A 21,658-nucleotide genomic window follows, 5' to 3' on the forward strand; every position below is an offset into this window, starting at 1 on the left:
TTTTTCACTCTACCACCGCTTCTCCTTATTCTCCTGTAAATCCCTCGCAGATAATATCGTCCGGTCCTGTTCATACCTTTCCTTTAACAGTAGAAACACTTGATTTTCCATTTAATATCCCTCTTCATGCAAGTCATAAAAAGACCCGAACGCTTTATAAAAACAAGTTCTACTATTCCAGTTGGTCCATTGCATAACACAAGACTTGAACCTTACGTAAGGTAATGTTTTATAATGAAGTTAACAATAATTAAAATAGTAGAAAGGAAAAATATAATGGAAAATACAATTGTTAGGACACTAATATTTAATAAACAAGTTCGTTTATTTTTTGTTGATAATACGAAATTGATTAATGAAATTCTTAATCTGAATAAAGAAACAAACAAAGTTCTAAAACTTACATTAGGTAAAACCTTATCTGTTGTCAGTTTAATTTCCGGTACCCTAAAAGGAGATCAAAGAATAAGTCTTCAACTTACAATGAGTGACCCAAAATATAAGGTTTTTGCAGATGCAGACGCTAAAGGAAATGTTCGTGGTTATCTAAATGGAGAGTTATTGAAAGCTCCTTTTGATGGATCGCTTGGTAAGCTGATTGGTCATAAAGGAACAATTCGTATGATAAAAGGCTCGCATATGAATCAGTTTACCGGGATAACCGATATGCCTTATGGAAATATTGCTGATGATATTGCCCATTATTTTATTCAGAGTGAGCAAACCCAAACTTATATCGGGGCCAATATACGATTTGGAAATGACAATCAGCTCCTTTTCAGCAATGCTGTGTTTGCTCAATTACTTCCAGGGGCTCCACCAGGTCTTATTGATGAAGTGAGGCAAGTCTTTAACAAAAATCAGAAGTTATTAAATAATTCTAGCGTGGATAATATGGAGGAAAAGTTGAGTAAGTTATTTACGGATGTACATGTAATTGGATATAGTCCTGTTCAATTTTTCTGTGGATGTTCAAAAGAAATGTTCTATGGGATGCTTCATTCACTTAGCAAGAACGATTTAAAACAGGCAATTAATAATAAAGAACCTATTGAAACAGGTTGTCAAATCTGTGGAAGAACATATAGCTTTGAACAAAGTGAAGTCCAGGAACTTCTGTAAACTAATTTTAAGGGATGTGATCGGCGTGAAAGAATACTGGAAAGTAGGAGAGCTTGCAACATTAACAGGATTAACAATAAGAACCCTGAGATATTATGATCAAATTCATTTGTTTTCGCCATCTGAATTTACAGAATCCGGACACCGTCTTTATACAAAGTCAGATTTAACGAATCTACAGCAAATCCTATCTTTAAAACAAATGGGCCTTTCTTTAGATGATATTAAGACGGTCATGATGAATAAAGAAGAAAGCTCTGCTGCAAACATCATTGAATCACAAATCGGACGGTTAAAAGGAGATATCCACGTACAGGAAAATTTATTAAACGAATTAGAGATTACCTTGAAAATCATCCGGAGCAAGGAAATAATGTCGGTAGAAGAAATAACACAGCTATTGGGAGCAATGAAAATGTACCAGGATAAATATTTTACAAAACTGCAATTAGATAGCATAAGGAATTTTTATAATAATTTTGAAGAAGAAGATTTAGAAAATGCAGAGGAAGAGTTTAAGAGGGTTTTAGAAAAAATACGATTGGAAAAGGAAAAAGGCAACCCACCTACAAATCGGAATGTGAAATTATTGGCAGAAGAATGGAAAAGGATTCTCCAATCAACCACAGTGAATGATCCAGGCATATGGAAACAGGCTGAAAAATTCCATGCAGAAAACCCTGGGAATGAGCTGCAATATGGGATGGACGCTGAACTATATAAATATATACAGGAAGCGTTAAAATGAATTCATTTACGAGGGCAATATTTTAATGGGACGGTTCACTTTAGAACTCGCCCCATGTGCAAAACTCAGTATTTTTACTTACAAAGTTAAAGAACACTCAGGGGGTATTTTACTTTTACCCCTGAGTATTTTTAAAGGAAAAAGCTCTTTCCAGCTTATCTACTTCGTTACATAATATCTTAGATAATTGAATAATTTTTATGTCCTACAACTGTCTTGTTCCCTTTAAATTCTAAATCCGTCTTATTTTCAGTTACCTTCACAATCACTGAATTGTCATTGACCTTTTCGACGATACCTTTTATTCCAGAGTTAAATGAGATTTCATCACCAATTTTTGCATTATTATTGGATTCCATTGTATTCTCTCCCTTAAAAAATATTTTTAGTCTTTTTCTATAATATATTAAAATTCAACAATAATAAAGGGAGAGAGGTTGTTTTGCACCCTTACTACCTTAACAGGTTGACTGGAAGGGCAAGCCCACTCTCTATTCCCCAGTTTCCGCAAAGCGTCTAATCCGCTCACCAATATCATCACGTACACGCTGGAAAACTGCCCATTTCTCTTCATCTGTTCCTTCTGCTTTTGCCGGGTCGTCAAATCCCCAATGCTCCCGTTTTACATGTGGTGGTGTCATTGGACATCTGTCTGCGGCATCTCCACAAAGCGTAACAGCAAGCGCAGCATTATTCAAAATGTCGGTGTCAATAATTTCCGATTCCTGATCAGAGATATCGACACCGGCCTCATCCATAGCCTTAACTGCATTTGGGTTTAAGCCATGTGCCTCAATCCCTGCACTTTTCACTTCCCAGTTATCCCCTAAATACTTTTTCGCCCAACCTTCTGCCATTTGGCTTCTGCAGGAATTACCTGTACATAAGAAATAAATCGTTTTTTTAGACATAGTTGTTCATGCTCCTTTTTAAAAAATCATTAATGTTAAATATAATCCTAACAACGTTATAAATAATATAGGAATGGTTAAAACAATCCCTGTCTTAAAGTAGGTCCCCCATGAGATTTTAACCCCTTTTTGTGATAAAACATGAAGCCATAATAGTGTTGCAAGAGAGCCAATTGGTGTGATCTTTGGACCTAAATCAGACCCAATCACATTGGCATAAATAAGTGCTTCCCGCATTACTCCGGAAGTATTCGTTTCAGCTATGGCTATGGCATCAATCATTACTGTCGGCATATTATTCATAATCGAAGACAGAATAGCGGCAATAAAGCCCATCGCTATGGTGGCAATGAATAATCCCTGTTCAGCACTTGCTTGAATTACATCTGCTAGCACATCTGTAAGCCCTGCATTTCTCAAACCAAATACAACGACATACATTCCAATGGAGAAAAATACGATATTCCATGGTGCCCCTTTAATGACCGCTTTCGTATCAACAGCTTTACTGTTTCTGGCCATAATTATAAAGAAAATCGCTATAATTCCTGCAACAATCGAAACAGGCAGGTTGATGAACTCACTGATAAAATAGCCAATTAAGAGTACAGCAAGTACATACCAGGATAGACGAAACATTTTATGATCTCTAATGGCTTCTACTGGTTCCTTTAACTGAGACAAATCGTATTTTCTTGGAATACTTTTTCTAAAATAAATTAATAATACAATAATCGTTGCAGCAAGGGAGAAGAAGTTTGGAATAATCATTCGGGAAGCATATTCCACAAACCCAATCTCAAAGAAATCTGCAGATACAATGTTAACCAGGTTACTTACGACTAACGGCAATGATGTTGTATCAGCGATAAATCCACTTGCCATAATGAACGGAAACACCATTTTTTCCTGAAAATTCAAGTTGCGGACCATTGCCAATACAATCGGGGTCAGGATCAATGCAGCGCCGTCATTTGCGAAAAAGGCAGCAACAATTGCGCCTAACAAACTGACGTAGACAAACATTTTTATCCCATCCCCATTTGCAGCTCTGGCCATATGGAGCGCAGCCCATTCAAACAGCCCAATCTCGTCCAATATTAATGATATAAGTATAATGGCAACAAATGCCAATGTAGCATTCCACACAATCCCGGTAACTTCGATCACATCATTAAATCCGACTACGCCTACGAGTAAAGCAAGGATAGCTCCACCACATGCGGACCACCCTATCGATAATCCTTTGGGCTGCCAAATAACCAAAACCAATGTCCCCAAAAAGATTAACAATGCTATAATTACTGATGATGACAAAACACTATCCCTCCAATTAACAGCATGTAATTCGATTGCCTTTTTCTTCTAATTCTCTTAATTTATAATCCTGGTCAGGTAGTTGATTAAGGACCTGCAGGGTAAATGGATAATGTTCATTATTTTTATTTATTGAGTAAAAAATCCATTGTCCTCTTCGCTCTTCCTTCACCAATCCAACATCTTTTAATTTCCGAAGGTGCTGACTGATGGATGGTTGACTTACTTTAAAAATCTCAACAAACTCACAAACACAACAATCATGATTATCCAGTATTTTCACCATAGTTAAACGGGTTTTATCCCCCAGTAACTTCAAAATCATTGCAGCTCTATCCAAATCAATTGCTGTTTTCAGCATACGAAAAACACCCCTTTTCTATACGCGTATTAGTATATAACAATTTGCTTATATATACAATAGAAAAAAGGATACATTATAAGAAAGTGTATCCTTCAATAACTGAATCGATTTATTTAAAGACTTCCCACTCATTATAGATTTCTGCATCCACTCCTAATTCATTGGTTCTTAACCATTCAAAAGCTTTTAGAACCAATGGTGAAGCATTATCCAGGTTCGCATCTTTTTCCGAAATCCATAATGCTCCAAGAGAGTCTTGTCCCTCAAATTGTTTCGGAACACTTAGCTTTCCACCAATCTTTCTAACATAGTAATACACTGCTATATGATGCACATCTGTATAATCTTTCCACAACCAAGGTAATTTAAAATCAATGACTCCAATATTTTTTTCGATTTCAATCTTAATTCCCGTTTCTTCAAGAAATTCTCTATTCATTGCATCAGACAAAGTTTCGCCTTCCTCAAGACTACCACCTGGTAAGTCATAACGATTTATATATGGTCCACTATTTTTATTGATGACTAAGAGTTTTCCTTCTTTCTCATAAATTCCATATACACCGAAAGCTCTATGGTATCTTCTATTATGCATTATAAAATCTTCCCTTCAAAACCTATTCTTTCTAAAGTATGCTGCTCTCAGCCCAGACCGTGATTTTCAATAAGAGAAGGCTGCTGTTTGAAAGCAACCCCTTTAGTACGTTGAAGTGTTAAGACGAATTTTGCTGTCACCCAAAAGCTTGGTGACAACCAAGTTTTCTAACGGATAACCTGATTTTGTGTTTTGCTTTCCCGAATCAAAAATGATAAGCAAACTGCTATGAAGGAAAGTACACTCATAACAATAAATGCGAAAGTCGTTCCCCAATACGTGGCAACTTCATAAGAAGCATCCATACGACTTGTTGTAAGGCTAATAATGGTTGTTAAAACAATGACACCCAAACTCATTCCGAATTGGCGTACGGTGTTTACAATCGCAGATCCGTGCGAGATGTCAGATGTTTCCAGAGCATTAACACTGACGGTTACAAGTGGCATTAAAGTCAGACCAAACCCTAACATAAAGATGCAAAAATAACCCATAATAAAGTAGGGTGAAGCCTCCATACTTGTCGTGCTTAACAAAATCGTAGAAAGTAATATCAGAGAGAATCCTATAATTGAAATACGCCTTCCCCCATATTTATCATATAAATTCCCTGAAATGATTGTCATGATAGATAATAGAATTGTCCCCGGTACTAATAAGAAACCCGAAAGAAATGCACTGGTACCCAAAACATCCTGTGCATACATAGGCAATATGGTTTCCGCAGACAACAAGAGCATCATATTTATGAATATAAGTATCATAGAAAGAAGAAACGTGTTCACTTTAAAAAGACGTAAATTTAAAACTGGAAGTTCCAAATGTAGTTGTCTTCTAATAAATAAAGTCAGCGTCAATGCCCCAAAAATAATTGGTACAATTACACTCCAATGCATAAAATCCACGACACTTATATTACTCAATCCCAAAATAATACTAGTAAAACCAGTGCCGGATAAAAATATCGATAACATATCTAATTTTGATGACTGTTGCTCCGTGACATTTTTCATGAAAAAGCATGCTAAGATAAATACAATAAGTACCAATAACAACAAAATCCAGTGCAGAGCCCGCCAATCTAGCAGGTCTATAACAATACCAGAAACGGAAGGAGCCGAAGCAGGTGCAACATTTACAACAGCTCCCAGTAAGCCCATGGCGAACCCTCTTTTTTCATATGGAAAAACTGCGAGTAAAATGATTTGAACTAACGGAAGCATGATTCCCGCACCAACTGCCATAACAATTCTCGATAAAATCAATGTAATAAAATCAGGTGCTATTGTACCTATAACTGTTCCAATAACCAAAAAAATCAAAGAGAAAATAACCAAGGTCCTGGATGAAAAGGTATTGGATAAATAGCCAGTCATTGGAATAAAAACAATGGTCGTCAACAGAAACGCCGTTGTTAACCATTGGACCTGCGTTGCATTGACATTGAATTCTTCCATAATTGTTGGATATGCTGTAATTAATAAAAACTGACTAAAAGTAAAAAGGAATGTCGATGCCAATACGATGGCTATAACACCCTTATGTGGTATCTTCGACGACTGTTCTTTTCCCATACAAATTGATAACCTCCTCTTCTATTCAATCATGTCAATCACAATGCACCCCTTGCCAAAAGATTGGAAAAGCAGCATTAACCCTTGCTTCGTAACTCTTCTCTTCGGCAAATAAAAGTTCGATAAAACAACCTTCGGATAGCGTTATAAAAGTCAATGCAATGCTTGAATAGTGATTACTAAACACCATGTTCTCAACTCTTGATTTTTCTCTCAAAAACCTAGATAGATGGCGGTACATTTCTGTTAAAAAAGGATTCACAAGATCTGATGTTTCCTTTCTTAAGTTAGGTGGGGGGAAATATACGACTCGCATTAAAAACTTCAGACATTCATTATTCTTACTTTCCTCTTTCAACCAATCAAAATAACCCCTTAGTATATTTTCAAGTGATTCATGTTGGTGACTCGTAAAATAATTCGCTATTTCCGCTTTTTCAGTTCTTAAAGCATGGTGTAAAACTGTTTTAAAAATCTCATCTTTCCCTTTATAATGCGCATAAATTGAAGCTTTTCTTATTCCTACTTCTTCTGCGATATTATTTAACGAAGTAGACTCATAGCCAAACTCCGAGAAATGTTTTAACGCTATATCACGTATCTTTTTTGAAGTAATTATAAAAACCTCCCTACTGATAGGTAGGGACATAATCTCATACAACTTTTTTCCCGTCAAGTCTTCATTTCAATGAATGATTCTATAAAACAGTGAACAATTTTGAAGTACTTATTTTACAATGTCTGTTTTTTTTACCCAACGTAATGTAGAACTTTTTATAAAAAAACTATTACGTTGGGCTTTTGTCTATATTTGGGATGAATATAAATACAAGTACACACCAAAAAAGCACCCAATCGAATATCAGGTGCTTTTCCAAAGTCTTATTTAGCTGTATTACTTAGCCAGTACGCTAGTTCATCCCTTTCTTCGCTCAACCATATTAACTCCAACCCCCATACAAACAACGCCAATTAAAAGCATCAGGGCAATCGGTAAAGCAATGTCATTCCAGCTTGCATCGTAAAGCGCAACCTCGATCATCGCTTCCACCCCATGGGTCAACGGGAATAAATCCGCAATAAATAATAGGATGGAATTACTGATCGTACCTGGTGGCATATAGATGCCGCTGACAATCGGAATCATTGGAATAACGGATGAGAAAACCATATTAAATTGTTCTGGTGTCCGGAGTATTCCAGTCAATAACATAGCCAGACTAACCATACTCAGCGTATAAACAGCTGCAATGGAAAGTATCATACTAAAATTCCCTAAATCATATCCTATCAAATATTGAAATACGAGAAGCACAATGAACATCTGGAAAAAACCAATACAAAAACTATAAATAAGATGTCCTGAATACATACTTGTTTTACTGACAGATGATAAAATCATGCGATCCCATATTCCACTTACCTTATCTGCCGTGATCCCATTAACTTTAAATCCGATGATGAACATAGCGGCGAAGAGGGTAAATCCAAACAATAACTGAAGACCCATATCATGTTTTAGTAGATTCTCATTCTGAAGGGACAATGTTTGAACTTGGAATGGTGGATTATTCATATAATCTTCCATTTCGTCACGAAACTGCTCTGTACTTTGATTACCTGCAGCCGCTGTAAGCTGCGCTTCTTTTGTAAACACCTCATGCACCTGCTGTTCAATCATCTGAACCTGTGGCATATGGGATGAGGTAACCAATCGATAGTCATTTTCCATCACGTGAATTGCAACATCACGCCTTCCTTCTACCACATCTTCCCGTGCTTTCTCTTCATCTGTAATAACAAAGTTTACGGATTCAATATCATTCAGTAATCCTTCCCATTTCTCTTCTATTTCCTTCGCGTCAGATCCACTGCTGAAAATGGCCACAGTTGTTTCTTCTTGCTCTGTGCTGCCCCCAAATATAAGTGAAGCTACAATGCTGGCAACAATAAATAAAATGACTGTTAGTGGTTTTCGTATATCTTTTCTCAATTGTGCTTTAAATACTGGGAACATTATATTCTCTCCCTTCTAGGAAATAGGAACATCCCAATAATGAGACAGGCGATAAAAAAGCCCATCAGCAAAATAATCGGTAGAATTAAATCGACAAAAGATCCATATTGTATCCACTCTAATAATGTCCCTTGAGTCAATCCATTCGGAGTCCATTCTCCAATTCGCTGAACCCAATCGGGTAGAAAGTCAATTGGAAAAAAACTTCCCCCGAGCATTCCCATCCCCATAACAATCAATGTAAATATACCATTTGCTGCATTCGGATCACTTAACCGTAGCGTAATCGGTGTGAAAATGGCAGTTAATCCACTAACGGCGATGGAAAAGGCAGTTATTACTACGAAGGTTCCCAGCCAAAAATCGAATGACATTCCTGAAAACACATCCAGTAGCAATTGGGTAACTGTAAATGTAATCAACAGTTGGATCCATGCCATAAAAAAAGTAGATATTATTTTGCCCATCAAATAGTTAAATGGCTTACTATTGGTTAGTATAATTCGATTAAATACATGTTCTCTTTTTTCTGTGACTGTTTTCATCGCAACCGTAGAGGCAATAAATAAGCAAAACAGGGCAGCTATCGCAACCGTAAAATACTGTGTCATCGTATAGACTTGAGCCCCTTCGACTACTTCTCTGCCTCCTTCTGGCAACTCTGGTTCAGGCGCTGGAGCCTCTGCTGCAGTGCCAAGTGCGAACTGGAAATTAAGTGTGTTCACATAATTTGTAACCATATCTTGAAGTGCACCCGCTTCATTAGATTCTTCTTTAACGTTTATCGTCAGGTTTTTTTCCGTCTCTTCTCCAAGCAGAATCGAAGATAGCACACTCTCCGTGAACCCTACTGGAATGGTAATTAATGCATCCAGTTCCCCTTCTTCCACCAATCCTGTTGCTTTTTCTTTACCTAATTCCTGTGCGCTAACCCATTCCTTCATTTCCGGATCATTAAAGAATTCATTGATAAGTCTAACTGGCGAAATTTGCGTTGCTTGAGTAAGTAGTGCTTCTTTTTCAGCAGGAGGAAAATCCAATTCATTTACCCTTACTTCAAACTGTTCCAACCCAATCGATTCATTATCTTGCTGTACGATTGCTACATCTATATCCATAGATTCTGCTCCCTCGTCAAATAAACCAGAGAAAGCAAAATTTAATAAAAGTATAATTACAATAGGAAGCAGTAGTGACAAGAGGATCTCTTTTCGATCTCTCCAAAATACCAATAGATCTTTTTTTAAAAATGAGCCCATCTTTTTACCTCCTTAATCTCTCAATGTTTTCCCAGTCAAATGCAGGAAAACATCTTCAAGACTTGGTGTTTCCATTTGATAGTGTGTTACTTGAATACCTTCTTTTTCCGCAGCAAGCACTAATCCACTCAGAATGTTGCTGCCTTTTTTTGAAATAATACGAATACCTTCATCTGTTTCATCCACCTGACGTACATGGTCGAAGGATTTAATTTTCTCTATTAATTGGTCACTTGTTTCACTAAGCTGTACCTGGATCGTATCTTCACTGGATAAAATACTTAATAATTCAGATTTACTGCCGGAAGCGATCACTTTTCCGTGATCCATAATGTAGACACGATTACATAATTGCTCAACCTCTTCCATATAATGGCTCGTATAAAGAATGGTCGTTTCCTGTTCTTCATTTAATTTACGAACCGTCTCCAAAATATGATTTCTAGATTGTGGGTCAATGCCGACTGTTGGTTCGTCAAGAATGAGAATTTTCGGGTGATGCAATAATGCTGCTGCAATGTTTACTCTTCTTTTCATACCACCAGAAAATGTTTTGACAAGATCTTTTTGCCGTTCTTTCAAGCCCACAATTTCAAGCACATCCCGAATGCGCTCTTCCAGAATATTCTTTTTCACTTTATAAATTTCCCCAAAGAATTTCAGATTTTCATAGGCGGTAAGTTCTTCATATAATGCGATTTCCTGTGGTACAACACCAAGAATCTTTCTAATTTCAGCCGGGTTCTTGATAATACTCTTCCCATCTAACTTCACATCACCAGACGAAGGTTTTAACAACGAAGAGATGATGGAAATCGTTGTTGATTTACCAGCTCCATTTGGTCCAAGTAAGCCAACAGATTCACCTTCATCCAAATATATGTCTACTTCATCAACGGCCTTTTTTCCTTTAAAATTTTTACTAAGATTTATTGTTTCAAGCATGATTTCGCACTCCTTATAAATGAGATTAGTTTTAGAATACCAAAAAAAGAAACAGTGCCACCACTGTCTCCGGTCACGATATTGTATTATAACCATTACTTTAATCATTTTTTCTTTCATTTATACAAGATCATGCCTAATCGCATAGATAGCAAGCTGTGTCCGATCCCTTAATTCAAGTTTATTTAAAACCTGACTCGTATTATTTTTCACCGTACCCACGGATAAAGCAAGTCTTTCTGCAATTTCATCGTTGCTTAGCCCTTCCCCAATACACTTTAAAATTCCCCTTTCCCTTGGGGTTAAAGATGGATCAGGTTCATTTTCCTCTCGCTTTAATAATACCGGCATTACTTTAGCAGCCACATGTCCTTCAATGGCCAATCCCCCAGTCAAAGCACTTCGGATCGAGCGAAGCAGAGAATCGGTATCTCCATTTTTCAGGATATAACCACTAACTCCTATTTTTAATGCCGCCAGCACATAGCTATTATCATCAAACGTCGTTAACATTAAAATTTTCGTTTTCGGCCAGCGGGATTGAATAACTTTGGCTGCTTCGATACCATCCATTACAGGCATACGAATATCCAGGATAACAATATCAAATGCCTGTTTTTCGCAGAAGGATATGGCTTCCTTGCCATTATCCGCTTCCCCTGTCACCTGCAATTCCTCATCTGTTTCAATCATCAACTTTAACCCTTGTCTTACCATTACCTGATCTTCAGCCAGTAGTATCCGAATCATACTTATCCCCCGTATCTGCAATTTTTAAAAAGCCGCTGACAATAAATTGCTCCTCTGTTTTAAAGACTTCAAGATCACCGCCAAATTTTGCTAATCGCTCTCTTATTGAAGAGATTCCGAATCCTTCCTGATACCTTCGATTATCTGTTATTGGATTACTGATTTCAAAACGAAAAATAATTCCTCCAGGTGCTTCAAACATAATCTCAGCTTCCCTGGCATTGGAGTGCTTCATAATATTTGTCAATGCCTCCTGTACTGACCGGTAGATCACGAAAGACTGCTCGCCAGTAAGTGGTGCTGCAGTCGCACCATGCTTCACAGAAAAATGGATCCGAATAAAGCTTTCCATTTCCAGTTTGCGGATTAAACGCAATATTCCAGGAAGTCCACCCGCTTCATTCGTCTTCAACGATTTTACTGCGTTTCTGGTTTCTCCCAAACTTGCACTCGCCAGTTCTTTCAAGGATTCCACCTTTTCCTTATCTTTTTCGGAAGCTTTTAACCGAAATGCTTCCAGCTGCATGAGAAGAGCGGTCAGCTTATGTCCCACTGAATCATGAATTTCATGGGCAATCAGCATACGCTCCTCCTGTCTCACTATTTCTTCCTCCGAAACAAGCTTTCTTCGTATTGCCCGATATTCACTGAGAAGCGCATCATATCTCACGTCAAGATCTTCTGTACGATCCTTCGTTTGCCGATAAAGAACCAGTGCAGAAATAAAGAAACTCATTAAAATAACGATAAAAATTTGTAATAAAGGCGAAAGATTTGATTTCATAATAGCTGCTAATAATCCTGCTGTACTGATAATCCCAATTATCATGCCAAGACGTAATGACAAGTGATAAAACCCTGATCCCACCAGCAAGGATAGCACGAGAATGAGGTATGGATTAAACACTCCATTTTCGCCTGGAAATAAGGAAAGGCTTGCGATCACAGCATTAACACTCAAGAGCATTACTATAACTTTGGGCTTTCCCTCGACAAGTGGCATGATAAAGAAAATCACAAAATACAAGGCAACTCCAAACAAGCGCACTGTCAATTCTTCTATATTCTGATTGAAATAAACCATTGCAAATGCCCAGGCAATAATATTAAATAAAAGCCATACCCCATATGCCCTCATGCTGCTCTCCCTTTCCCCGGTTACATCATATGATCAGACCTGTTTTACTAACCAAATTGATATAAAAAGATTTCTAAAACCTATTGTACCTTTCCTAAGTGCAATGAACAATGTGATGCCTGATTCAAGCATTGCAGCGGATAGTGAAATCACTTATTAATTATAAGGAATATCCTTACCCTAATCAGAGCTATCAAATTTAATAAAGACCCACATATGAACTTTGTTTGCGTGCCTCTGGTCAATTTGGGCGTAGAGAGGGCATACAATTTAATAGAAAACGATAGTAAAAAAAGGTACAGAGGCCAGTAGACATTATTATTTCCAACACAATAAAGAGGCTGTCCAAAAAGCACTAACTTATGGTGACAGCCTTTTCATTTAGCCTTTAAACTTCCCTACACCCTACAAATTATAGTTCACTTTAAAAACTATCTTCCTTATCCCCTATTTTAATCAATTAAAACGATATAATCCTCAAAAGAAAAAGCACCACATTAGGTGCTTTCAGATTATATCCAGCTCCACCTTTTACAGCCACAGTTACATCTATTGCGGTTACGTTCAGGACTCGTTCTTTGACAATTACGATTACTTTCAGGACTAATTCTTCGACAATTGGGAGAGTTTAAATCACTACCACAATCATAATTCTGAACTACTGTGTCATTTACATCTGCATTAGAAACTGGATAATAATGCTCATTTCTAACGATCGTACGATTAACATTTTCAACTTCAGTTGGGTGGATATTTTTGACTGTTTGGCGATTTGTTGTAGTATTTACTACTCTTTATAGTAGGGTGTACAATAACTTTGTCTTCAGCAGGCGAAACTGAATTACACTGATTATTATTTCGGGATTTTTCATGCCATCCCATGGGTTATCACCCCTTCCCTCTTTTATTTGTTACACTGTATTGTATGTAATAGAGGAAAGTATGTCCTAGAATAGTAACTCACTAAAAAGAAAATGTATGATTCTACTATAAAATACCGTATTAGGCGCTTTAATAGTTAACGTTATTTGTTTCAGATCAAGTGCCTAATATGAAAAATTGAATATAAGAATAATCCAGCGATGTATCACCTGCATCTATCCCACTTTCAGGTTTTAGTATCTCTAAACGATGTAAAGGATGCCTTGAGAACGTCTTTTTTCGTTGGTGTAAAATGAACTGTACTACCTGCCCAACTTACTGCCTTTTCCGGGTTAAGTAAGCAATTCCCAAATGTCCAATTACACCACCCGTAAGCATTGCAATCAGCCAGATCCAATTAAACTCGTTGTTCACAAACCCCATAATTATAAACACTGTTGTAAAACCCAGCAAGGTTCCAATTAGCATGTTTAATTTCATTAAATCGCCCCCCTATTGATAATAGAGCACTTGTCAGTTTAAACAATCAACTATTGTCCTCAGTCATATGGCAATGTCAATTGTATTACTCACCACCACAATAACATAAGCATTTATTTCCCAATAAGAACAGGTCAGATATTTTCATATGATTTCCCATGATGGGCATGGTCTCGTCTCCCTTTACCTCAAAAATAGAACTCTTATCACTCAACAATTACAAATCATAACAACATTTCCATCTGGATCTTTAATATTAAACCAGGCTGTTTCGCCAACTCTCTCTATTTCTCTCACAATGACAATTCCTTTTTCTTTTATATATTTATATGCTTCATCAATGTTTGGAGCAAAAAGATTAAAAATCGGACTTGGACTTACAATATGTTTGAAATCTGGATCAAACGTGTGGTCATCTAAAGTTAGAGATGTTGTCACCGTTACCGGCACATTAAAAACCGGTGAAGCTACATTTTCCAAATCAATTGGTAACCCTAATAAATCGGAATACCATTTTGCTGAAACCCTCAAATTTTTCACATGAACAAACACGCCATTCATTTGATTTTTTACTGGTACGTTATTTTCCATTTTATCAACCTCCTTATTGCTATTCCATACAATAATTCGTTAAAGCTATGGGTAATTCCTTTTTTATAAATTATGTTTGGAAATCTGTTCATCGATCTTGAGTTGTTTATTCAAAACTATTTCCTTACACTACTGATTTTCCTGAAGCTTCAAGAAAAGCCATTCGTAAAAATATAATTTTACGAATGGCAATCTGGTTTTTGCTAAAATATATTCTTTTCAAAAAATAATTGCTGCTTCACTTAAAGTACACTAATCATTTCACTGCATGTATCACTGGAGTACGAACAACTAAAACATCACATGGAGCTGAACGTACGATTGCTTCAGAAACGGATCCAATTAAGAAACGTTCCACCGCAACCCTGTGGCTCCACAGATAATTACATCAGCATTGGTTAAGTTACCAACGTCACCCGTGTTAGTCGTTTTAGGAGAACCGTGTTCGATTACTACCTTTATAATTTGAATGCCTTCAGCCTCAGCCTGTACTTTGTAACCATTTAATAGTTCCTCTGAGAGGTACTGTGTACCCCCACTGATTTATAAAAAAAGCATAAAAGTCGCTATACGCAGAAGCATTAGAAAAATGAAGCAAACCAAACAAGCCCATTCCTGTTTTAGAAATAGGCATATCAAAAGTATTTACATCAGTCAATTGAAAACTGCGAAATAATTAATAAACATCGTGTAATTGCAATGACCGGACAGATCTAGGTAAAAACCTGCGAATCTGAGATTTACTATAACCAACCATTAAACGCTTTTCATCATGAATGATAGGACTTCTTAAAATACTAGGATTTTCCTGGATAAAACTGTATAAAACATTTAGAGACAATTGATCCATATCACCAATATTTTTCTGAAATATTTTGGAACGGGTTGAAATGATATCTTCGGTTCCATTATCAGTTAAACGAAAAATCCCTTTAATCTCAGGCAAAGTGAGCGGCTCCGAAAATGTATTCCTTTCAACAAAAGGCAGATTATTTTCCTGTAACCAAACCCTTGCCTTTCTGCAGGATGTGCAACCTGGTGTGACATAAAGTCTTAACATACCATTACTCCCAACTATTTTTTATGCTAGTTCAATTGTTTTTTATAAAGCGACAGTATTTGCGATAGCTCACCATTCTATAATCGTCAACTAAGTTTATAATATGATTTTACAGCAATTAAGTCTGATTGTCAATTTAGTTGACAATGTGGAGTGGGTTTTATATAGTAAGTATTGTAAAAATAAGGAGGAGTAAATCAGTTCGATTTTGATTAAAAAACTGAATTTAATTGATATGTTAAGCGAGGGCCATCTTCAGCTTCGAAACATGGCGGAGAAATTATGGAATAACAGCGGTGATATCTATCTATCCAATTCCGAGTGGTTCATTATAGCAAGATTATATAAATAGCAGCCTGCCATTGCCTATGTTTCTGTTCCCATGTTTACTAACTTTTAGAAAGTAATCGCTCCAAACTAGAACTTAGATGCACAAATTCATCTTCAATTACGTTAACATCAGGTTCAATCCAGGAAAAACCATCATTTAAAAAACGAGGAATAATGTGCATATGATAATGTTCGACGTCTTTAAACTTTCCATTATTTTGCATGATGGTTATCCCGTCTGTATTTAGAATTTCTTCAAGAGCTTTGGCTACCTTTTGAGATACAAGGATAACTTGACTTAAGCTTTCTTGGTCGACATCAGTGAGTTCCTGATAATGTTTTTTCGGAATCACCAAAACATGCCCCGTATTAATAGGGTATTTATCTAAAAAGCAACAAACTAAATCGTTCTCATATATAGTATATGCACTCGCTTTTTTAGAGACTATTTCACAAAATATACATGCCATTAGCGCTCTTCCCCTTTTATTTATTAAGCACTACATTTTTTCCCTTCTTTAAGTGATGCTCCATTTTGTATTTGTTAAAATAATTATCAATACTATTTTTATTATGTACAACTAATAACTTGTCACTATATACCCCATATTTTTCAAAAAAATTAGCTTTTCCTACTTCTTCAAAATGCCTATTCCATTTAAACATTTTAAAAAATATTTTGGCTGTAGGCTTATAATTAGATTTTTCTAAACCTATTTTTTGTAATAAAAACCTTTTTAATATCCTGTATGTTCTTCTAGAGTATTTTGTATCCAGGAAAATAATCAGTTCTGCATTTCTGAAACTATTTGCCACCCAATCGTCATTGTGCACGCCTTCTATTATCCAGTTATCTAATTGGATAATTGTATTCAAATGTGACTCTCTTTCTTCTACAGTTCTTCTTATATCTCCGGACTTATGTCTTTTCCATACGACATTATCCAATTCATGAAATGGTATATTAAACTTTAAAAATAATTCTTTTGCTAAGGTAGTTTTTCCACTACCAACAGAACCAATAATATGTATTCTTTTAGGTATTCTATTTCTCAGAACCAAGCCACCTCACTTATTTTATTAAACCACGACAAAAAACGATACCTTGTTGCAGTAACGAAGCCTATAAACCAACAACACGCTAAAAATTTAATTAATTGCTTAGTAAAGTTTCCAGTGAATCGGTCACTGATTTCCAGGCAGTTGAAAACGGGTCAATAATCTTAAAGTGTTCCACCTCTGGAAGCACAATCAAATGAACTTTATCACCTTGCTCAGTAGCCCTACGGTGATACTCGATACTCAATTCTACCGGAACATGACGATCCAACTCTCCATGAATCAAAATTTGCTCGACATTCAAGGGCAACAAATCAATTGGTGAGGCAATGCTATATCTGTTCGATACTTCCCGGGGTGTTCCACCAATAAAAGATTCCAATGGACTGCTAATCCCTTTTTCATCATGGATCTCCCACATCTTCTGCAAATCCAACACACCTGCTAAGCTTATTACACGCTTTATAGGTATATGCAAGTGGTTTCCCATCTCGTCATTTTGATTTTTACTGGATCTGGATGCCAACCAGAGAGCTAATTGTCCTCCAGCCGAATGCCCAAGAACAATCACGCGAGAAAGGTCAAGCTGAAAGCGTTCTTCAAGCTTAGATAGATGGTTTACCGCATCGATCACATCATGAAATGTACCTGGCCAACCACCCCCATCTTCTCCGATTCGGCGATATTCGATATTCCAAGTGGCATACCCACTACGACTCAAATCCTTAGTAAGGGCTTCATTTTCATCAAGTCCATATTTCGATTGCCAAAAGCCCCCGTGAATCGTAATAACTACGGGACATCTACCAGACAGCATCGGCAAACTGAGTACACCAAATTGCGATGAGTGACTACCATAGGTTAAATGAAAAGTAGAAACAGACATTATAAAAAACCTCTCCCAATATATTCTTCATTATTAATAAAAAAGCGCATGCACTTTTCACCAATAAGGTTCCTCTTCATTAGCTAATTTTAAAATCAATGGATAAAAACCAAACATGATAATAACAAAAACAATTGCAAGAATTAATGCCATACCTATCGAAAAATCTAACCAGGCATTAAGAGGTAATAGTACGATTAATGGAATAATCACAAATATACCACTTCTTATTCTTGATGATGCAGACTCATATTGTTTTTCACCACAGTGTGGACATTTCAACCTGAATATTGTTTTAAACGTTTGTTTCCAAGTCCAGTTTTTACCACAGCTTTGACAAATCGGCATTTGACACACCCACTTTTTTTTAAAAGTATACTCTTCCCGGTTAATAACCTATTCGATAAACCTTCGCATATTCCTGCCTGAGGATTTATTAACACCGTTTAATAAATCCTCAGGCCTCATGAAAAAGAAATACCTCCATCTAAATAAGCATTCTTTAAAATTACTTTAGTTGGAAGTTGTATTTTGCAATATTATTGGTTTGTTTTTTTCCATTGTTGCTTGATACAAACTAATTTCCCCGGATGGTGGAATAGCTGAATTAGAGTGCATTTGGAAATTTTCATTTAATGCTATGGTCCAGGCAGCTTCGTTATTCTTCATTAAAACAACTGCAAGTGTGCCAAATTGAACAATATTATCCCATTCAAACAATTCCGTTTTTCCATTTTGAGTAACAGTAATTCCTTCTGTATTGCTTACAACCTCCGCATTATTGCCTTTCCACCTGCCATGAATTTCGGCGCCCACATAATAATAGGATCTGCCAGTCCCCCGGTCACCGTAAGTCCCGATGAATTGGTGGATCGTATTGTCAGCTGCTTTGTATGTAACAGCCGCCACGTCATTCGCTAACCACTCCACTTGAAATTCCCCGTCCGTTACATAGGGTAATTTTTCCTGTGGACGAGCCAGAATACCATAATAGGATCTATAGTAAACAGCATTTCCACTCTCTATATTTTCTTTAATCGACAATACTTGTTTAAAATTAGGTGATATGCTTGTTATATTTTTAACTTCCTGGTTACTGAAGGTAAGCAGCACCCCATTAACAATAATGAATACAATCACAACACCCGTACCAATCCACTTCCACTTTTTAGTGAGTGTAAGCAGGAGGAAAATAGCCAGTGACAGACAGATAACACAGGAAATATTTATGAGATAAAATAACCGATTATCAATATACTCTACTTGAAATCTTTCATGTGCAAACAAGTATCCCATTTGCAGACAGAAGAAACCAAAAGCAAAAAGGAATAAAATCCAACCAGCAATTTTTATTAATTTACCCTTCTGTTTCATTTGGATTTACCTCCACCTGGAACTCCCATGTTTTGCCGTTATCCTTTGATATAAATTTTCCTTTCACTTTACCGCCTTTATAATCACCATTAGGACCCTGATTAATCAAAACTGCCAAATAACCTCCCTCTTTTACTGGAACTTCTGCCTGAACAAAAATCTCCTTATACTCCGCTGGAATATTAACTTTTGCTTCAGTCCAAGTATTTCCGGCATCTTGCGTAACGTAAAGATCCGGTTCTTCAGGATTAATTGTTCCAAAGGACAAAAATCCTGTCGTTTCATCAATAAATCCACCATCTGAAATTAATCTCGTTACACCTGAATTCGTTGTTTCCTCCCAGCTTTCACCACCATCATGTGTTAAGAAGACTGTCGAAAACTCCTGTGACATCGTTCGGCCACCAGAAATAATCACATAGCCAAACTTATCATTTAAAAAATCTACTTTTCTAAACCGCATTGCTGGAAAAGGTTTCGTAACCACTGATTCCTTCCACGTTTTACCTTGATCAAGTGAATACGTTAATAAAATTCTTTTATTATCCCAATCCATTCCATCTGAATATAAGAATGCAGCCCGGTTTTGTGTAAGTACATAGCTAACTTCAATCAGTTCTCGCTTATTCCCATTATACTCCCCATCAAATAATTGATCTTTTTCAACCGGTACTGTAATCCAATTACTTCCTTTATCGAAGGTGATATTCAGTTCGTCATTTTGTAACGAATAAGTAATCGGATCATCTATGTGAATTGGTTGTAACAGCTCAGTCTTTGGTTTCTCAGCGTCATTTAGTGATTCCTGGTTTTCCTGTTCATCAATTGTCTGATCCGGATGTAGTTGTGTAATGGTGGTGGGCTTTTGGTATAAAATTATGGCAATAATCAACCCAATCTTCATTATGCTGGCCACACTTACGACAAGTTTTTTCACTAGAAGAACTCCTTATTAATTGCTTGATTTCAAAGGTTTACTTACAAATATATCCCCTACTATTTTCAGATTAAAATTAAGCTATCCTATCACTTTTGGAAGCCGGAAATTATTATTCGAAGTCCTTTATTTTAATAAGCTGGAAGTAGACATACTCTTTCTTATTCCCTTTGACTCTATTGAATCATCTGCTTTAGTTGACTGTAAACGACCCTGCTCCAAAGAAAAACTATAAACCTTCTATAAAATTCTCTGAATCCTTAGCTATTCGTTCATATTTAATATTTTGAACATAATGGGAGCTGTTTAATTCAATGAGTTTACCATTCTCTAGATCACCAATAAAATCCTTCTGAAATCCAACCCAAGTTTTTTCATCCCAACCTGTTCTTTGACCATTTGAAGCAAACAAAAGCATAGGAACATTTGGTATGCCTGCATTTTCGACCTTTTTTGCGTTTTCTTTAACATGATCAACTTCTTTGATCATATTTTTAGTTGATGTTCTCCGATAAAAAATCACTTCATATAATTCTTTCTCTTTATCTGTCAACGTTCCATATTTTATTGCGTCACTTTCGGATAGATTTGGAATCCATCTGGTTAAACCAGTATTTGCAGCAAACGTACCTAATCGGATCAGGGACATGTTTATATCATAATTTTTATAAGCCATTGGAACAGCCATATCCAAACCTATGATTGCTTTTACTTCTTCAGGGTAGACCTGAGCCCAATGTAATGCCTCAATGCCCGACATGGAATGAGGAAATAAAGTATATGGTCCTTCAACTTTTGATTTTAAAAGGGCTTCTCTTGTTTCAGATAGAATTGTGTCGATATCTCGTTTAGATTCTGTGACCTCACTAAATCCATAACCTGCCTTTTCAACGACAACAATTCTATATTTATCGCTTAACAATGAATACAGTGATTTGAAATCTAAAACAGGTGAGCTCGTGCCACCACCAGACATAAAAACAAGCGTTTCTTCTCCATCTCCCTCTATATACACATGCATTTGATGACCATTTACTTCTACAACCTGTCCATTAGGAATGAATAATTCATCTTCTTTTGACAATTGTATTTGATGGTTACTATAGCTGGCAACAATTATACAAGCAAAAACCGCAATTATAACGGAAACTATTATCGCCATACGTTTAAAGATTTTTTTCATACTTACCCTCCACCCCTCCACGAAAAGGTATTTATTCATATATTTGATTTCGTCTAATCGATGGTTTAACTATACTTTAGGTTTAACATAAATTCCTGTATTTGAGTCCAAATCTATATTTAAAGCTACGTAATAA

26 protein-coding genes are annotated in these 21,658 nt (G+C 36.5%); 2 read left to right on the top strand and 24 right to left on the bottom strand.

The features are described from left to right. Positions 1–276: 276 nt before the first annotated feature. Positions 277–1,122, top strand: coding sequence for an Hsp33 family molecular chaperone HslO (locus CIL05_RS18995; RefSeq protein ID WP_165769176.1), 846 nt, complete (start codon positions 277–279; stop codon positions 1,120–1,122). Positions 1,123–1,147: 25 nt separating this feature from the next. Further along, positions 1,148–1,870, top strand: coding sequence for a MerR family transcriptional regulator (locus tag CIL05_RS19000; protein ID WP_133065311.1), 723 nt, complete (start codon positions 1,148–1,150; stop codon positions 1,868–1,870). A 179-nt stretch (positions 1,871–2,049) separates the two neighbouring features. Here CIL05_RS19000 and CIL05_RS19005 read toward each other — a convergent pair whose 3' ends face one another. The 24 genes from CIL05_RS19005 to CIL05_RS19115 form a co-directional block, all read right to left on the bottom strand. Continuing rightward, entirely contained in the window at positions 2,050–2,229 is a 180-nt protein-coding gene (locus CIL05_RS19005) for a DUF2187 family protein (protein WP_095657115.1), read from the bottom strand. A gap of 132 nt (positions 2,230–2,361) precedes the next feature. Beyond that, a complete protein-coding gene (gene arsC / locus CIL05_RS19010; protein ID WP_095657116.1) occupies positions 2,362–2,781 on the bottom strand; it encodes an arsenate reductase (thioredoxin) in 420 nt (139 codons plus the stop codon). Between the two features lie 18 nt (positions 2,782–2,799). Further along, on the bottom strand, positions 2,800–4,098 hold the full coding sequence (locus CIL05_RS19015) for an arsenic transporter (RefSeq protein ID WP_095657117.1): 1,299 nt from the start codon (positions 4,096–4,098) through the stop codon (positions 2,800–2,802). Positions 4,099–4,114: 16 nt separating this feature from the next. After that, entirely contained in the window at positions 4,115–4,459 is a 345-nt protein-coding gene (locus CIL05_RS19020) for an ArsR/SmtB family transcription factor (protein WP_095657118.1), read from the bottom strand. 112 nt (positions 4,460–4,571) lie between these two features. Next, positions 4,572–5,057 carry an NUDIX hydrolase gene (locus CIL05_RS19025; RefSeq protein WP_095657119.1) on the bottom strand — a complete coding sequence of 162 codons (486 nt, stop codon included), beginning with the start codon at positions 5,055–5,057 and terminating at the stop codon, positions 4,572–4,574. A gap of 167 nt (positions 5,058–5,224) precedes the next feature. After that, on the bottom strand, positions 5,225–6,631 hold the full coding sequence (locus tag CIL05_RS19030) for a DHA2 family efflux MFS transporter permease subunit (protein WP_095657120.1): 1,407 nt from the start codon (positions 6,629–6,631) through the stop codon (positions 5,225–5,227). A gap of 34 nt (positions 6,632–6,665) precedes the next feature. Beyond that, positions 6,666–7,292 carry a TetR/AcrR family transcriptional regulator gene (locus CIL05_RS19035; RefSeq protein WP_240510238.1) on the bottom strand — a complete coding sequence of 209 codons (627 nt, stop codon included), beginning with the start codon at positions 7,290–7,292 and terminating at the stop codon, positions 6,666–6,668. A gap of 255 nt (positions 7,293–7,547) precedes the next feature. Beyond that, positions 7,548–8,648 (bottom strand): ABC transporter permease, encoded by a 1,101-nt coding sequence (locus CIL05_RS19040; protein WP_095657121.1) that lies wholly within the window; start codon positions 8,646–8,648, stop codon positions 7,548–7,550. Continuing rightward, positions 8,648–9,907 (bottom strand): ABC transporter permease, encoded by a 1,260-nt coding sequence (locus CIL05_RS19045; RefSeq protein WP_095657122.1) that lies wholly within the window; start codon positions 9,905–9,907, stop codon positions 8,648–8,650. The genes CIL05_RS19040 and CIL05_RS19045 overlap by 1 nt, the downstream gene beginning before the upstream one ends. A gap of 12 nt (positions 9,908–9,919) precedes the next feature. Beyond that, on the bottom strand, positions 9,920–10,852 hold the full coding sequence (locus CIL05_RS19050; RefSeq protein ID WP_095657123.1) for an ABC transporter ATP-binding protein: 933 nt from the start codon (positions 10,850–10,852) through the stop codon (positions 9,920–9,922). A gap of 120 nt (positions 10,853–10,972) precedes the next feature. Beyond that, entirely contained in the window at positions 10,973–11,602 is a 630-nt protein-coding gene (locus tag CIL05_RS19055) for a response regulator transcription factor (protein ID WP_095657124.1), read from the bottom strand. Further along, positions 11,580–12,740: a sensor histidine kinase gene (locus CIL05_RS19060; protein ID WP_095657125.1), complete on the bottom strand. Its 1,161-nt coding sequence runs from the start codon at positions 12,738–12,740 to the stop codon at positions 11,580–11,582. The genes CIL05_RS19055 and CIL05_RS19060 overlap by 23 nt, the downstream gene beginning before the upstream one ends. Before the next feature lie 512 nt (positions 12,741–13,252). Further along, positions 13,253–13,492 carry a CotD family spore coat protein gene (locus tag CIL05_RS22710; RefSeq protein WP_240510244.1) on the bottom strand — a complete coding sequence of 80 codons (240 nt, stop codon included), beginning with the start codon at positions 13,490–13,492 and terminating at the stop codon, positions 13,253–13,255. 445 nt (positions 13,493–13,937) lie between these two features. Then, positions 13,938–14,102, bottom strand: coding sequence for a hypothetical protein (locus tag CIL05_RS22350; protein ID WP_165769177.1), 165 nt, complete (start codon positions 14,100–14,102; stop codon positions 13,938–13,940). Positions 14,103–14,312: 210 nt separating this feature from the next. After that, positions 14,313–14,693: a VOC family protein gene (locus CIL05_RS19070; RefSeq protein WP_095657126.1), complete on the bottom strand. Its 381-nt coding sequence runs from the start codon at positions 14,691–14,693 to the stop codon at positions 14,313–14,315. Between the two features lie 256 nt (positions 14,694–14,949). Continuing rightward, positions 14,950–15,051 carry a universal stress protein gene (locus tag CIL05_RS23040; protein WP_439144850.1) on the bottom strand — a complete coding sequence of 34 codons (102 nt, stop codon included), beginning with the start codon at positions 15,049–15,051 and terminating at the stop codon, positions 14,950–14,952. 318 nt (positions 15,052–15,369) lie between these two features. Further along, positions 15,370–15,753, bottom strand: a complete 384-nt coding sequence (spx, locus tag CIL05_RS19080; RefSeq protein WP_095657127.1) for a transcriptional regulator Spx — start codon at positions 15,751–15,753, stop codon at positions 15,370–15,372. Positions 15,754–16,142: 389 nt separating this feature from the next. Further along, entirely contained in the window at positions 16,143–16,553 is a 411-nt protein-coding gene (locus CIL05_RS19085; RefSeq protein WP_095657128.1) for an HIT family protein, read from the bottom strand. Positions 16,554–16,569: 16 nt separating this feature from the next. After that, the gene (locus CIL05_RS19090; RefSeq protein ID WP_095657192.1) at positions 16,570–17,139 is read right to left on the bottom strand and encodes an AAA family ATPase; all 570 of its coding nucleotides are present in this window, start codon (positions 17,137–17,139) and stop codon (positions 16,570–16,572) included. Positions 17,140–17,236: 97 nt separating this feature from the next. After that, a complete protein-coding gene (locus tag CIL05_RS19095) occupies positions 17,237–17,959 on the bottom strand; it encodes an alpha/beta hydrolase (protein ID WP_240510245.1) in 723 nt (240 codons plus the stop codon). 126 nt (positions 17,960–18,085) lie between these two features. Continuing rightward, positions 18,086–18,376 carry a TIGR04104 family putative zinc finger protein gene (locus CIL05_RS19100; RefSeq protein WP_095657130.1) on the bottom strand — a complete coding sequence of 97 codons (291 nt, stop codon included), beginning with the start codon at positions 18,374–18,376 and terminating at the stop codon, positions 18,086–18,088. Between the two features lie 165 nt (positions 18,377–18,541). Continuing rightward, a complete protein-coding gene (locus CIL05_RS19105; RefSeq protein WP_095657131.1) occupies positions 18,542–19,402 on the bottom strand; it encodes a hypothetical protein in 861 nt (286 codons plus the stop codon). Further along, on the bottom strand, positions 19,386–20,339 hold the full coding sequence (locus CIL05_RS19110) for a sialidase family protein (protein ID WP_095657132.1): 954 nt from the start codon (positions 20,337–20,339) through the stop codon (positions 19,386–19,388). The genes CIL05_RS19105 and CIL05_RS19110 overlap by 17 nt, the downstream gene beginning before the upstream one ends. A gap of 229 nt (positions 20,340–20,568) precedes the next feature. Continuing rightward, positions 20,569–21,522, bottom strand: coding sequence for an alpha/beta hydrolase (locus CIL05_RS19115; RefSeq protein WP_240510239.1), 954 nt, complete (start codon positions 21,520–21,522; stop codon positions 20,569–20,571). Positions 21,523–21,658: the final 136 nt, after the last annotated feature.

Origin of the sequence: Virgibacillus profundi, from assembly GCF_002287375.1 — a bacterium.
GTDB lineage: Bacteria > Bacillota > Bacilli > Bacillales > Amphibacillaceae > Virgibacillus_K > Virgibacillus_K profundi.